The following is a 14,995-nucleotide window of genomic DNA, read 5'->3' as shown; positions in this document are numbered from 1 at the left end:
ACAAAAAGACCGGCATACGATGCTATCTTTCGTATGCCGGTTCTCTTTATTTTCTTAGACATGTGCCTCTGTTTTCTTTTTCTTCATCACGGAATGTTCAATGTCGTACTCTTTCCTATCCTTAAACTCCTGAATCTTCCCGTCGTTCCAGTTCTGTACAGGACGGTAATATCCGGTGATCCGGCTGTAGACCTCTGTCTTTCTGCCGCAATGCGGGCAGGTGTACTGCTCCCCGTCGATATAGCCGTGATCCTGGCAGATGGAGTAGGTCGGAGAGATCGTATAATACGGAAGCTTATAATTCTCCGCAATCTTCCGTACAAGGAGAGCCGATTCTTTCCATCCTGGAAGCTTCTCGCCGAGGAACGCATGGAATACTGTCCCGGAGGTGTAAAGAGTCTGTAACTCATCCTGGATATCCAGCGCGTCGAAGATATCATCGGAGAATCCAACCGGAAGATGAGAGCTGTTCGTATAGTACGGAGTGCCATTCCCCTCGGATGCTGTGATGATATCCGGAAACTGCTCCCTGTCATGCTTCGCGAACCGGTATGTGGTGGACTCCGCCGGTGTCGCCTCCAGATTGAAAAGCTCTTCGTACTCTTCCTGATAATCAGAAAGCCGGTTTCTCATAAAGTTCAGCACCTTCACCGCAAATTTCTGAGTTTCCTTATGAGTGATGTCCTTTCTTAGCCAGTTCGCATTGAGTCCTGCCTCATTCATGCCGATCAGACCAATGGTAGAAAAATGATTTCCGAATCCGCCAAGATACCGCTTCGTGTACGGGTAAAGTCCCTCGTCCAGAAGCTTGGAGATCACCTGTCTCTTAATGTGAAGGGATCTGGCTGCAATATCCATCATATGTGCCAGTCTCTTAAAGAAGTCCTCCTCATCCTTTGCGAGGTATGCCATCCGGGGCAGGTTGATCGTAACCACACCGATAGAACCTGTACTTTCGCCGCTTCCGAAGAAGCCGCCCGCTTTCTTTCTAAGCTCCCGCAGATCAAGTCTTAGACGGCAGCACATACTGCGGACGTCGCTTGGCTCCATATCGCTGTTGATATAGTTAGAAAAATACGGCGTCCCGTATTTGGATGTCATTTCAAAAAGCAAGCGGTTATTTTCCGTATCGGACCAGTCAAAGTCTTTGGTGATGGAATAAGTCGGAATCGGGTACTGAAATCCTCTGCCCTGTGCATCGCCTTCAATCATCACTTCAATGAACGCCTTGTTTACCATGTCCATTTCTTCTTTGCAGTCACCGTAGGTAAAGTTCATCTCCCTGCCGCCTACAATGGCCGGTTTCTTCTTCAGATCATCCGGAACCGTCCAGTCCAAAGTAATATTCGTAAATGGAGCCTGAGTACCCCACCGGGACGGTGTATTGACACCGTACACAAAAGATTCAATACACTTCTTTACCTCGGTATAGCTTAAATGGTCCGTCCGCACAAACGGAGCAAGATATGTATCAAAGGATGAGAACGCCTGGGCCCCCGCCCATTCATTCTGCATGATACCGAGAAAATTCACCATCTGGTTGCAAAGAACACTCAGATGTTTGGCCGGAGCTGAAGTAATCTTCCCAGGAATTCCACCGAGCCCCTCCTGAATGAGCTGGCGTAGAGACCACCCTGCGCAGTATCCGGTGAGCATGGAAAGGTCATGCAGATGAATGTCCGTGTTGCGGTGAGCCTCTGCAATCTCCCGGTCATACACTTCGGACAGCCAGTAATTGGCCGTAATCGCTCCGGAATTGCTCAGAATCAGCCCTCCAACCGAGTATGTCACTGTAGAATTCTCCTTGACTCTCCAGTCGTTGACCTGCAGATAATTGTTGACAAGCTCTTTATAATTTAAGGTCGCGGACTTCAGGTTCCGGATTTTCTCTCTCTGCTTTCTATAGAGAATGTAGCCCTTGGCAACGTCCGCATATCCTGCCTGACTCAAGACCTCCTCCACACTATCCTGGATCTCCTCCACCTTAATCTTTCCATCTTTTATCTTCGGCTCAAAATTCGCCGTTACTTTCAAAGCAAGCATATCAATGACACTAGGATGAAAATTCTTTCCTGATGCCTCAAATGCTTTCTGAATCGCAGCGCCGATCTTATGAATGTCAAACTCTGCAATCTGGCCGTCCCGCTTTACTACCTGATACATTTGTCATACTTCCTTTCCCATTCGTGTCGATGTCCCCATTATATCACTTTTCTTCTTTTACCGTCAACGCAATAAACAACATCTAGTTGTTTTTAGCAGTTTAACACTAAACATTCAACAAGATGTTGTTTTTTCTTTTTCTCTATATTCCCCGGATTTCTACCTCGCCTACGTAATTCTCCATAATCGCCTTTACCTGTAAAAGCACTGGTTCATCGTAGGCATGCAGGCCCTCACGAATCAGTCCCCCGGAATTTTCAAACTGCTGGATATAATAAGTCGCAGCCCCCCGAATCCACCGTCCCATTTCCTCGAAGTCCGATTTCTGGTGGAATTCCCGTACCACTGTCGTCCGGAACGCATACGGCACATGCCCCTCCAGCAGATACTCCACGCTCTCCTCAATGGGCCGAACGTCAAACTGCCCAAGCCCCACTGTCCGTGCGTACTTTTCTCTGGAATTTTTCAGATCCATGGCCACCTGGTCGATCAGTCCTTCTTCCACAAGACGGATCAGCCGCTCCGGAAAACTGCCGTTCGTATCCAGTTTGATCAAGTACCCCATATCCCGGATCTTTTTCAGAAGCTCATCCAAATCCGGACAGATGAGCGGCTCTCCCCCGCTGATACAGACACCGTCTAAAATCCCCTGCCGTCTCTTCAGGAAATCAAACAGCTCCTCCTCAGAGAAATTTTCATGATCCTCTACTCCTGTCACCAGTGCCGCATTATGGCAGAACGGGCAGCGAAAATTACATCCTCCAAGGAAAATGGTACACGCTGTCTTTCCGGGATAATCCAAAAGTGTCAGCTTCTGAAGTCCCTGGATTCTCATAAGCACCCCTCCTATCCTTCTTCCTTTGCTTCCTTACCCAAAACCAGATTTCTCCGAATCCGGTCATAAAAATATTTCAGCTTTCTGACAAACATGGTCAGATAACGAAGCACCGGCTCTGTAGCAATAGAGAATACTACAAAAAGCATAATACATTCCGCCGACATTCCGGTAATGGCAAAGAGCTTGTTCAGCACCGTGCTGCAGAACAGCAGAGCGCAGATACACAGTAGCAATACCGCCACACGAATCTTGTTCATCGGCCGGCTGATCCGGTAGAGAATCATAAATCCCACGATCGCAAGAAGCATTGTCGCAGCCGTTGAAATATCCGTTGCGTTGACGCCGAATGTTTCTCCAAAAACAACGAGCGCCCCGACTGCCAGTACATCTGTCAGCGCCGCCGGGAGTGCCTTTAAAAAGACATTCGTCAGGAAATGCCCTTTGATCATACTCTTGTTCGGCTCCAGCGCCAGGAAGAAGGCCGGTACACCGATCGTAAACATACTGATCAGGGATACCTGCGACGGCTCCAGTGGATAAGTAATCATAAAGACTGCCGAAAAGATCGCAAGTAGGAAGGAAAACATATTTTTCACAAGAAAAAGGCTTGCGGATCTCTGGATATTATTGACAACCCGCCGTCCTTCCAACACGACGCTTGGCATACAGGAGAAATCCGACTCCAGAAGCACGAGCTGTGACGCCTGCGCCGCCGCATCGCTTCCGGACGCCATAGCAATACTGCAGTCCGCATCCTTTAACGCCAGTACGTCGTTGACTCCGTCCCCTGTCATGGCAACCGTGTGACCTGCACTTTTAAGCGCCTTGACAAACTGCCGCTTCTGGGACGGTGTGACACGTCCAAAGACCGTATACTTCTGAACTGCCTGACGGATCTCTTCTTCTGTCGTCAGCGTGGCCGCATCCACAAAGTCATCCGCACCCGCAATACCGGCTTTCTTTGCCACCTCAGATACTGTCACCGGATTGTCACCCGAGATGACCTTGACCTCTACCCCCTGCTCTTCAAAATAAGCAAAGGTCTGCGGCGCTTCCTTTCGGATCGGGTTTGCAAGCATAATATAGGCAAGTGGCGTCACTTTCCCACGAAGCGCCCTGCCGTCCGGTGTCTCTTCACAGTTTCCAAACACCAGTACCCGATAGCCTTTGGAAGCTTCCTTTTCAATCTCTTCCTCATATGCCGGATAATCGTCCCGCAGGACAAACTCCGGAGCACCAAGCACATAGGAGCTCTCTTCAAAGGTAGCACTGCTATATTTATATTCGGAGGAAAACGACGTGATCTTCTGCGCCTTTCTCCCAGTACTCTTTTGAAAATAGGCCTGTACCGCCTCCATGGTGATATTGTCCCTGCTCATGGCATGTGCAAAATCCCCGATCAGACCCTTTAACGGCGGCATCGTTTCTTTATTGTAATGTCTGGTGGCACGAAGTCCCTGAACTTTCATTGTATTCTCTGTGATCGTTCCGGTCTTGTCCACGCATAGTACATTGACCCGTGCCAGTGTTTCAATACTCTTCATGTCGTGAAGCAGTACTTTCTGCTTGGCAAGACGCACGGCACTCACCGCAAGGGCCACGCTCGCAAGCAGATAGAGCCCTTCCGGTACCATACCGATCACTGCCGCTACCATAGCCGTCACACTGGAACGAAAGCCCTCGTCATTCAAAAAGAAACTCTGGATAAATAGGATGAAACCGATCGGAATGATAGCGATGCCGACACATTTGACGAGCTTGTCCAGAGAACGGATCATCTCCGACTGTTCTCCATCTTTCATTGCCTTGGCCTCCAAAGTCAGGCGGGATATGTAGGAATCCGCGCCCACCTTCTCCAGTCTCGCATGACACTCCCCGGAGACAATGAAACTTCCCGACATCAACATATCACCTTTGTGCTTTGTAATCTCGTCCGCCTCACCGGTCAGAAGGGATTCATTGACCTGAACCTCACCGTGCTCCACAATAGCGTCCGCGCAGATCTGATTGCCCGCCTTAAAGATTACGATGTCATCGATCACCAGATCCTCCACCGCAATCACCCTCTTCCGGCCATTACGGACTACCGTCGCCTTCGGAGCATGCAGCATCGTCATCTTGTCCAGTACATTCTTTGCCCGGACCTCCTGGACGATACCGATCAATGTATTCAAAATGATCACCGGCAAAAATGTCAGATCCCGAAACGCGCCCACAAGGATCAGAAGCAGACCAAGAATCGCAAAAATCAAGTTAAAATATGTAAAAATATTGTCGTGAATAATCTCCTTTGTCGTCTTTGACGGAGGATCCACCGGAAGGTTCGTCCATCCGCCCTCCTCACGTTCTAAAATCTCCTCTTCATAAAGCCCCATATGATAATCCGGTATACACCTTCGGATCGGAAGACGCTCCGGCTCATACTCCGTATCCTCTTCCTGTCTTTTCCTTCGTATTCCGGCAAGTCGTTCTATCATTCTGTATCTCCTTCTCGTCTCTTCTTTCGTTTTCTCTTTCCACTCTCATGGTTCTATTATACGCTCAGAAACGATAAATACCATAAAAACAATATGAAGAATTGATTAATTTTCGTAACAGCCTTACTATGCACATCATCACAAAAACCAGAGTCCGAACCGCACTGTTTCAGATTAAATAAAAAGTGCTGCCACACTTATTCTTTTCGTGTGACAGCCTTTAAAAATATTATTTATGATTGTCTGTTTGTCAGAGAATGATTGATTTCGACAACTCTATAACAAACATTAGTTAAAGCTCTGCTCTGTTCTCTCGATAATTTCATCCTGAAGCGCTTTACTTAAATTTCTGAAGTGATCGCTGTATCCTGCGACACGTACAATCAGATCCTTGTAGTCTTCCGGATGTTTCTGAGCCTCAATCAGCGTCTGCTTATCGATGACATTGAACTGGATGTGATGCCCGTCCATATTGAAGTAGGTGCGGATCAGGTTCGCCATCTGATCAAGCCCGTTCTCTCCTGCTACGACATTCGGGGTGAACTTCTGATTCAGAAGTGTACCGCCTGTCTGTAAGTGATCCATCTTTGCACAGGATTTCACAACTGCGGTCGGTCCGTTTGTATCCGCTCCCTTTTCCGGAGAGATACCTTCGGATACCGGCTTCTCCGCAAGACGTCCGTTTGCGCTTGCTCCCATCACTTCACCAAAGTATACATGGCAGGTTGTCGGAAGCATATCGACACGGTACATTCCGCCATTCATATTATGACGGCTGGATACTTCCTTCTGATAATAGTGGAAGACATCCTGCATGATATCATCTGCATAATCATCGTCATTGCCGTATTTCGGAGTCTTGTTTCTTACAAGGTTGAGAATATCCTCGTGTCCTTCAAAGTTATCATTCAGTGCTTCCATAAGCTGCGCCATTGTCATCGTCTTCTTATCAAAGACATTGTATTTTACAGATGACAGGCAGTCTGTGATCGTTCCGATACCAACCCCCTGGATATACTTGGTATTATATCTTGCTCCGCCTGCGTTGTAGTCCTTTCCTTTGGAAATACAGTCGTTTGTAATGATGGAAAGGAACGGAGCCGGCATGTAGTCCGCATAGATCTTTTCGATGACGTTGTTTCCTCTTATCTTGATATCGATAAAATGTTTCACCTGTTTCTTGTACGCTTCATACAGATCTTCGTAGGAAGTAAAATCTGTTGCCTTTCCGGTCTCAAGCCCGATCTGCTTCCCGGTGCGCTTGTCGAAACCATTGTTCAGTGTGATCTCAAAAATCTTCGGCAGATTGAAATATCCGGTCAGAATATATGCTTCGTTTCCGAACGCCCCTGTCTCTACACATCCGCTCGTTCCGCCTTTCCTTGCGTCCTCCAAAGATTTTCCTGCATTTAAGAGCTCCTGAACAATCGCCTCCGTATTGTAGAACGCCGGCTGTCCCCATCCTTTTCTGGAGATCTCACAGGCACGTTTCAGGAACTTCTGCGGAGTTTTTCGGCTGATCTGTACGTTTGAACTTGGCTGAAGAAGTTTCATCTCATCCATACAGTCCAGAATCAGGTAGCTGACATTATTGACTCCGTTCTTTCCGTCCGGTGTGATACCGCCTGTATTGATATTCGCAAAATCCGTATATGTTCCAGACTCCTTTAAGGTGATACCTACCTTCGGCGGAGCCGGCTGGTTGTTGAACTTCACCCAGAGACATTCCAGAAGCTCCAACGCCTTCTCGTCGTCCAGGATTCCTTCTTCTACGTCTTTTTCGTAGAATGGATTGAGGTGCTGATCAAGGCGTCCCGGTGAATAAGCGTCCCACGGATTCAGCTCGCTTGTTACGCTTAAATGTACGAACCAGTACATCTGGATTGCCTGCCAGAATGTCTGCGGCTTGTGAGCCGGTACCACGTCACAGTTGGCTGCGATCTGTAAAAGCTCTGCCTTTCTCTTTTCGTCGGTCTCTTTCTCCGCAAGCTCTCTTGCGTATTCTGCATATCTCTTTCCAAGAACCATGACGGCATCACATGCGATGGACATTCCGCGTAACTGGTTCTGCTTTTCAAATGCTTCCGGATCGTTCTGGAAGTCCAGTGCTTCCAGTGCTTTCTGGATGTCCTCTTTATAATCCAGGAAACCTTTTTCGTAGATCTTCACAGATCCTACCGTATGTCCCGGTCCTCTCTGCTCCATGAACTCGGTAAAGATCCCCGCCTCATAGCAGTCTTTCCACTGCGGCGTCATGTTGTCCAGGATTTTCTTCCGGATAGAACGTTTCTCCCAGTAAGGAATAATCACGTCCTCCTGATATTTGTAGTCTTCCTCTTTCACTTTGAAGCTGATTAAGTCACGGTCGTTCATAACATGCATGTCTTCTACTGTGTGGCAGCATAGTTCCGGGAATGTCGGCGCCGCCCACGGCTCATTTCCCTTTTCTCCGACAATCAGCTCCCCGTCCCCGATGTAAAGGGATTTTGTGGAGAAGTAGTCTTTCAGTACCTGGGCGCGCAGCTCCGGAATGGACAGCTCTCCTTCATACTTTTTGTAAGTCTCTGTCTCACTCTTCGCACGCTCCATGTCGATGTGTGCCTGTGTGTTTTCACTCAGCTTTCTCAACGCTTTGATCCTTGCGTTCATGCCTCTTTCTTCCATTACATTAACCTCCTATTTTTGTATTATGAAATCCGGCTTTTTCAAACAAGCCAACAAAGTGTTCCATCTCTTCTCTGGAAGGAGCCGTAAGACCGTTTCCCTCATACTGTTCCCCCAGTCTCGCGTACTTACTCGATCCGGTATTATGGTACGGGAGCAGATTGATCTGTGCGACGCGGATTTTCTTCTCCAGCAAATAGTCAATAATCTGCCGCATATCTTCATCTGTCCCGTTGACTTCCTTCACCGTTGGGATCCGGATATAAATCCTTGCCCCGTCTGCGCTCAGCTTCTCCAAATTTTCCAGAATGAGCGTATTGTCCGCTCCAATATATTTTCGATGTTTTTCCCGATCCATCACCTTGACGTCGTATAAAAATGTATCTGTAAATGGAAGAATCCTCTGGTAATTCTCATACGATGCATATCCACATGTATCGATTGTAACTGTAATGCCAAACCGGTACAGTTTCTTTACGAGCGCTTCGATGTAATCCATGTCCATCGCCATGACCTCTCCGCCGGAAAGGGTCACGCCTCCGCCAGATTCTTCGTAAAACATCTCGTCCTTTCTCAGCTCTTTTACAAGCTCCGGAACCGTATACTCTCTCCCCGCTGTCTCGCGGATATTCTGCGGACAGACCTCGGTGCATTTCCCACATACCTTACAAAGCGACATATCTGTCTGAGACTTTCCGTCCACGATACGGATCGCATGATTCGGACAGGCCGGCACGCAGTATCCACATCCGGTACACTTCTCATTACTTGTCAGAAGCTGATTCGCGTACTTCTGCGTTTCCGGATTGTGGCACCAGACGCACCGAAGCGGGCAGCCTTTAAAAAATACGCTCGTACGGATCCCATCTCCGTCGTGAATCGAATATTTCTGAATATTCGTTACCAGTGGTGTCATTTCTTTTCTTCCCCTTTTGCTTCTGTTTTAGACTAAAGTTCAAACCTTGGTTCAATTATAGCAGTTGACGAAGAAGTCGTCAAGATTTTATCAATCAAAATTGAGAAAAATTTCACGAATTATCACAGATCCGTTTTCCACCTTTTTTCTATTCATAATTTGGCTTCGTAGCCACAATCCCGGACGTAACTGTCTGAAAAAGCTCATAAGGAAGTCCTGCTCCCATATCATTTTCACTCCACCGGCACAACATTCTGGTACTTGGACAAAGCACGCTGATATTCAGCTCGCCTGTCAAATACGGCGAAACCGTCAGCTCAGAGCACATTCCCTGCATTGCCCCCATATCGATTACCGGCTTTTTCCCCATATGATACTCGTACCCCTGTACGATCCGCATGGACTGCCATGCGTTTGTCATCACAATCACAACATCCGGTGTCCTCGAACAGTCTTTCAACGGCACTACTGCCACACCATAAGTTTTCACCGGCATCCGGTGCAGGCTTTTCACCTGCTCACGCATCCGACGAGCCGCTGCATTGGAAGAGTACAGCTTATAGGAAAAATACTCATGTCCGCTTTCTATCTTTTCTGTACTCGGATCCAGAGCCAGCGCTGTTGTTGCCCCGTCGCACCGGTGATGTGGCTGTCTACTCTTAATCCCCTTTTCTTTTACGGCTGCCTGCTTGACCATAACACAGTATGGCATGGACACTGTCGTTTCCTTGGCCGGATAAGCTTCATAATCCTCTTTTGTAAACAAAAGCGTAATCGCCACCGGTTCGCTCTGCAGGAGAAGTACCTCTTTCCAGATATCAATGCATCTATTGATTTCCTCCTGTGGATATTGTTCATGTGGAAGCCCATATTCTATATTCTTATGTTTAAACGGCATCTTTGTTCTCCTCCTTTTATCCCGGCTTAGGATTGCTTTACTGGATCGACGCAAAACTAAACCGATACGCATTAAATTTTATCAAAATCCATACAATCACCGCATACCCCAGTACAGATAACAGCAAAAACAACCAGTCTGCCCGATTTGTCTTCATCTTTTTGTAAAACGTACGCTTTGTTTTCCTTCCCATACCTCTGCTCTCCATTGCACAGGCCACTCTTTCCCCGCGTCTCGCCGCTATACATAAGAGGGGCAGCGGCACTCGGAACGGTGATGTGAATCTCGACCCAATCCCTTTGTTCCAGGGAATCCCTCTGATTTCCTGCGCCAAATGAATTGCATCAATCTGTTCCTGAAGTTCCGGAAGAAACCGGTAAGCCGCCATCGCCGCATAGCCATGTACAACTGAAAGTCTGCACTGCATAATCAGACTCAGTAAAAGATCCCCTGGTCTTGTCGTCAGTACAAACCCCATAGACATTGTGATCAACGCAAGTATCCGAAATCCTAATGTCACAGCATGAACAAAATCTCTTCTCGTCCATCCAAAAATCCAGAAACGCACTACAATTTCCGATTCTTCGTTCAATCCTCGTAAAAGCAGCATGGAGATCATAAACAGTATACTTATTATAAGAAATACCAGAAGCCTTCGCAAAAGGTTTCTCATCGGAATACGTCCGGCGATCCATGTCCCGAAAAAGAATACTAGAAAAGTAACCGCTGGGAGAACCGGGAAATAGGATAGGCAGACGATGACCGTTATAACCGCAATCATCGCCAGCTTGATTACCGGATTTCTCCTGTGAAGAAATGAATCCTGTTCTATATAGTCAAACATCTGTCCGCTCCTCCTTTTTCTTTCCATGCGAAGTATTCCCCGGTGGAAAGATCACATTGCACCCTTCCCTGCCCGATCTCCACTACTCTCTTAGCGTATTGTCTGACAAGCTCCAGGTCATGTGTGATCATCACGATAGTGATTCCCTCTTCTGTCAGCCTTCGCATATCTTTCATCAGTTCCTGTCTGTTTTCAAAGTCCTGTCCATAAGTAGGTTCATCCAGAAATAAAATCTTTTGATGTGTAAGCAGCATATCTGCAACACTCAGTCTGCGTTTCTGTCCCTGACTTAGCACAAATGGACTTTTGTCCTTCTCTTTTTCAAGGTGAAACCGCTTCAGCATCTCCGAAACCCGTTCCTCCTTTTCCTTCTGGGAAATCTTTACCTTTTTCAAACTGAACATCAATTCATCATAGACTGTATTTTTCACGAACTGGCTCTCCGGATTTTGGAATACCAACCCGATCATATGGTACAGATCCTTCTTCCGGTACGCTTCCACCGGTTTCCCAAATAATGTGATCTTTCCCCTGTCATGTACACAAATCCGGAAAATAAGGCGCATCAACGTCGTTTTTCCAACACCGTTCTCCCCAACAATCGCCACAAACTCCCCATTACGCACTGTCAGGTTCAACCCATTCAGAATTTCTTTCTTTTTTGTTTTTTCCTTTTTCCCCGGAGACGAATATGAGAAATACAGATCCTCTATTTTCAAAACTTCTTCCTTTGTTTCTCCGCTTTCTTTATGCTGCTTTCCCCTTTGCTCAAAAAAGAATGTCTCCTCCCGCTTCTCGCCGTCATCTCCCCGAATCCTCTTTGCATTATCAATCACATTCCCGTTTCTGTCCAGTGATACGAAGTAATCTACTTCCTCTTTGATCTCTTCGATATTATGTTCTACAAGAACAATCGTCATCCCTTCCTTACGGGACAGCCTGACAATCAGGTCAAAAATTTGTTTTCTGCTTTTAGGATCCAGATTGGCAGTCGGTTCATCCAGAAGCAGAATCCGGGGCTTCATTACAATCAAAGACGCAATCGCGATCTTCTGCTTTTCTCCTCCTGACAGATGGACAAGCTCTGTTTTCTCATAACCGGGCATCCCAACAAATTCCAAAGCTTCTTTGATCCGCACTGACATGATTTCCGGATCCATTCCCATGTTTTCCATCCCAAAAGCCAGTTCTTCCTCTACCGTAAATGTGCAGAACTGACTTTCCGGATTCTGCATAACAAATCCCATGCTACCACATCTTTCTCTTGGCGGCACCGCCGTGATGTCCGTCCCATCCAGCAGTACCTCCCCTTCCACTTTCCCTTCATATACATGTGGAATCAAACCATCGAGAAGATACAAAACTGAACTTTTTCCACAACCGCTCGGCCCTGTTACCACATGGATCTTCCCTTCAAAAAAACGACAGGAGAGATGCTCCCACACCGGAAGCTTCTCTCCTTCATAGCAGTATGACGCATGTCTGATTTCCAAAATCGCCTTTTTATCCATTTCTTTTATACTCTGATACATTTGAATCCTTTCAATACTCCTGTTTTTTCCAAAGCTGCCGTAATCATCTTTACCAAAATAATTCCTATCACCACAGAACTCAGAAAACGAACGGCAATTACTCCTACCGCTACCGTCGTCCCGTAGCTCATCGGCGTTCCCCAGAAAAATCCGTCTCTTAAAAACACAAATGCCGCTCCCAAGATCTGACCTGAAATCATATTTTTCAGGTTTCCTTCATATTTTCCAAGAATCGCATATCCAATCTCTACTCCGAGCCCTTCCAGAAAACCTGCCAAAACAAGCTGAAGACCGTATGGACTCCCCATCAGAAGGTTGACTCCTGCTGCTACAAGCGCGCCGAAGACCGCAAATCCCGGTTTACGCACAATATACATCGGTAATGCGGCCGAAAGCATGTACACGCCGAATGTGATCTCCATAAATACCGTTCCAAGTACAGCGGACATCGGCATATACGCCCAGTCAAGCAGTGTAAAAATCACACCTATGACGGCTGATATCATTGCAACAACTACAATTTCCTTTGTCTTGAATTTTTTACCCATCTTTTCTCCTTCTCCTTTGCCATAAGACCCGTATTTTATGCCCGTTTTATTTCCTAGCCAAATACATAAAACTTATATCATTTCTGTCGTTTATTGTCTAATCGATATTTTGTATAAATCATAAGATTTATTTATACTATTTATATATGTGGTCAAAATGACGCTTCCCTAATCTTTGGTATAATTCAAAAAGGAAGATGCCGTTTCTTTTCTGAAACTCGCATCTCCCTCTTCCTTTTCGGCGTCCGCACCGTATTTCTTCTTAATTATATATTATCTTATATATTCTGCTCCGCATAGGCTTCCGCAATATTTCTCATATGATCGCCAATTCGTTCATAGTCGATCAGGATCTCGGAATAGAGTACCGCGCTCTCAATCTCACATGCACGGTTATTAATCCGCTCTACCTGCTTATCCCTGCACCGCTCTGTAATATCGTCTACTGCACGTTCAAAGCTGACCGCATCCACCAGAAGCTGGGTCGGGTCTGTCTGGGCGGAAAGTTCCATCCGCTCAAACGCTTTTCGGCACTGCTCCCGCATTTCTTTCAGCTCCTCAATCGTCTCTTTGGAAAGCTTCAGTCCCTTTTCCCGGATAAAAACGGCGTGCTCCGCAAAGTTCATTGCATGATCCCCCACACGTTCTACATTCCCCGTGATCTGGAAAATGCTGTTCAGGCGCTTTGTCTCCGCAGGTCCGTGCTCAATCGTAAGGACCTTGGAGAGCCGTCTGGAGATACTGATATTATAAAGATCAATGGTATTCTCCGTCTCTTCCACCTCGGCAAACCGGGTGTCGTCACCGGAAAGAATCATATCAAACCCCTTCAGCACATTTTCTCTTGCAAGGCTGTACATACTGCCGACATTCTCCATCAGACTGCTGATTGCGATCGCGGAAGATCCAAGTACATGTTGGGAGCTCATAATCTCCTTCAGCCACTGGTCGTCGTCCGGCTGTACTCTGATCTCTTCCTTTTTATCTGGAAGGATCTTCTCAGCCAGAGCCGCCAGCCCTGTTCCAAATGGTATCAGAATAATTGTTGTCACTACATTGAACAAGGTATGCATATTGGCAATTTGTGACGCCGGATGAGCCGGTGTCAGACCTGCCACCGCATCTGTCAGTGGAGTCACAAGACAAAGGATAACGAATAAGACGGTTCCGATCATATTGAACATAAAATGGATCACTGTCGTCCTTTTCGCATTCCGGTTCATTCCCACGGATGCAATCAGAGAAGTAATACATGTCCCGATATTCTGTCCGAACAGTACAAAAACCGCACTGTGAATATCGATCAGACCACTTAAAGCCAGCGCCTGCAAAATACCAACCGAAGCGGACGATGACTGAATCACTGCTGTAAAAATCGCTCCTACTACGATTCCGATAATCGGATTGGAAAAACTTGTCAGTGCATTGACAAAGACTTCCGAATCCCTCATCGGCACCATGGCGTCGCTCATCATACCAAGTCCGATAAAGAGTACCCCAAGTCCCGCAATGATGCTTCCGATATTCTGAACATTGCGCTTCTTGGAAAACATACCAAGCGCAATCCCTGCGAACGCGAACAGTGGGGCGATGGTTCCGATATCCAGGGCGACAAGCTGTCCTGTAATCGTCGTTCCGATGTTGGCTCCCATAATAATCCACACAGCCTGTCTGAGAGTCATCAGTCCTGAATTAACAAAGCCCACCACCATCACGGTAGTAGCGGATGACGACTGGATGACGGCTGTGATGACGGCTCCGACAAGTACTCCAAGGATCCGGTTGGAAGTCAGTTTCTCCAGGATCCCTTTTAGTCGGTCCCCTGCGACTGCCTCCAGATTGCTGCTCATCATCTGCATCCCGCACAGAAAGAGGCCGAGTCCTCCGAGCAGCATAAAGACATATTCCGGTTTCATTTGTAATGTTCCTCCTGATATTATTCCTCGTGCAGCGTTTGCTCTGATACCGCACTATTTTTCATTGTATCGGAAAAGGAACTGGAGTGTCAATATTTTTTCAAATTTATGTAAAATTTACGTAAAATCTATAAGAATAGTTCAGCCATAAGCTGTGCTGCGACAAATCCGAGCTGTCATGGCTGAATCGTCACGCCGC

Annotated in this window: 10 protein-coding genes; all 10 read right to left on the bottom strand. The window is 46.9% G+C overall.

Features of this window, described 5'->3' with window-relative positions:
* Positions 1–54: 54 nt before the first annotated feature.
* The 10 genes from AOA56_RS09295 to AOA56_RS09250 all read right to left on the bottom strand — a co-directional run bounded on the left by AOA56_RS09295 (position 55) and on the right by AOA56_RS09250 (position 14,796).
* Complete coding sequence (locus AOA56_RS09295) at positions 55–2,163, bottom strand: ribonucleoside triphosphate reductase (RefSeq protein WP_238117666.1); 2,109 nt, start codon at positions 2,161–2,163, stop codon at positions 55–57.
* Positions 2,164–2,305: 142 nt separating this feature from the next.
* A complete protein-coding gene (locus AOA56_RS09290; RefSeq protein WP_024733538.1) occupies positions 2,306–2,998 on the bottom strand; it encodes an anaerobic ribonucleoside-triphosphate reductase activating protein in 693 nt (230 codons plus the stop codon).
* Between the two features lie 11 nt (positions 2,999–3,009).
* On the bottom strand, positions 3,010–5,478 hold the full coding sequence (locus AOA56_RS09285) for a cation-translocating P-type ATPase (RefSeq protein ID WP_034594931.1): 2,469 nt from the start codon (positions 5,476–5,478) through the stop codon (positions 3,010–3,012).
* A 288-nt stretch (positions 5,479–5,766) separates the two neighbouring features.
* Positions 5,767–8,142 (bottom strand): trans-4-hydroxy-L-proline dehydratase, encoded by a 2,376-nt coding sequence (gene hypD, locus AOA56_RS09280; RefSeq protein WP_053769497.1) that lies wholly within the window; start codon positions 8,140–8,142, stop codon positions 5,767–5,769.
* Between the two features lie 4 nt (positions 8,143–8,146).
* The gene (locus AOA56_RS09275) at positions 8,147–9,058 is read right to left on the bottom strand and encodes a trans-4-hydroxy-L-proline dehydratase activase (RefSeq protein ID WP_053769496.1); all 912 of its coding nucleotides are present in this window, start codon (positions 9,056–9,058) and stop codon (positions 8,147–8,149) included.
* A 148-nt stretch (positions 9,059–9,206) separates the two neighbouring features.
* A complete protein-coding gene (locus tag AOA56_RS09270; RefSeq protein ID WP_053769495.1) occupies positions 9,207–9,956 on the bottom strand; it encodes a DUF169 domain-containing protein in 750 nt (249 codons plus the stop codon).
* A 37-nt stretch (positions 9,957–9,993) separates the two neighbouring features.
* Entirely contained in the window at positions 9,994–10,800 is an 807-nt protein-coding gene (locus AOA56_RS09265) for an energy-coupling factor transporter transmembrane component T family protein (RefSeq protein WP_053769494.1), read from the bottom strand.
* Positions 10,785–12,332, bottom strand: coding sequence for an ABC transporter ATP-binding protein (locus AOA56_RS09260; protein WP_053769493.1), 1,548 nt, complete (start codon positions 12,330–12,332; stop codon positions 10,785–10,787). Before AOA56_RS09260 ends, AOA56_RS09265 begins: the two co-directional genes overlap by 16 nt.
* Positions 12,317–12,880: an ECF transporter S component gene (locus tag AOA56_RS09255; RefSeq protein ID WP_053769492.1), complete on the bottom strand. Its 564-nt coding sequence runs from the start codon at positions 12,878–12,880 to the stop codon at positions 12,317–12,319. Before AOA56_RS09255 ends, AOA56_RS09260 begins: the two co-directional genes overlap by 16 nt.
* Positions 12,881–13,158: 278 nt before the next feature.
* On the bottom strand, positions 13,159–14,796 hold the full coding sequence (locus AOA56_RS09250) for a Na/Pi cotransporter family protein (RefSeq protein WP_024733541.1): 1,638 nt from the start codon (positions 14,794–14,796) through the stop codon (positions 13,159–13,161).
* Positions 14,797–14,995 lie beyond the last annotated feature (199 nt).

This window comes from Sellimonas intestinalis, assembly GCF_001280875.1.
GTDB classification, from domain to species: Bacteria; Bacillota; Clostridia; order Lachnospirales; family Lachnospiraceae; genus Sellimonas; species Sellimonas intestinalis.
The sequence above is the reverse complement of the archived record's forward strand: the minus strand, read 5'-3'. Positions and strand labels throughout refer to the sequence as shown.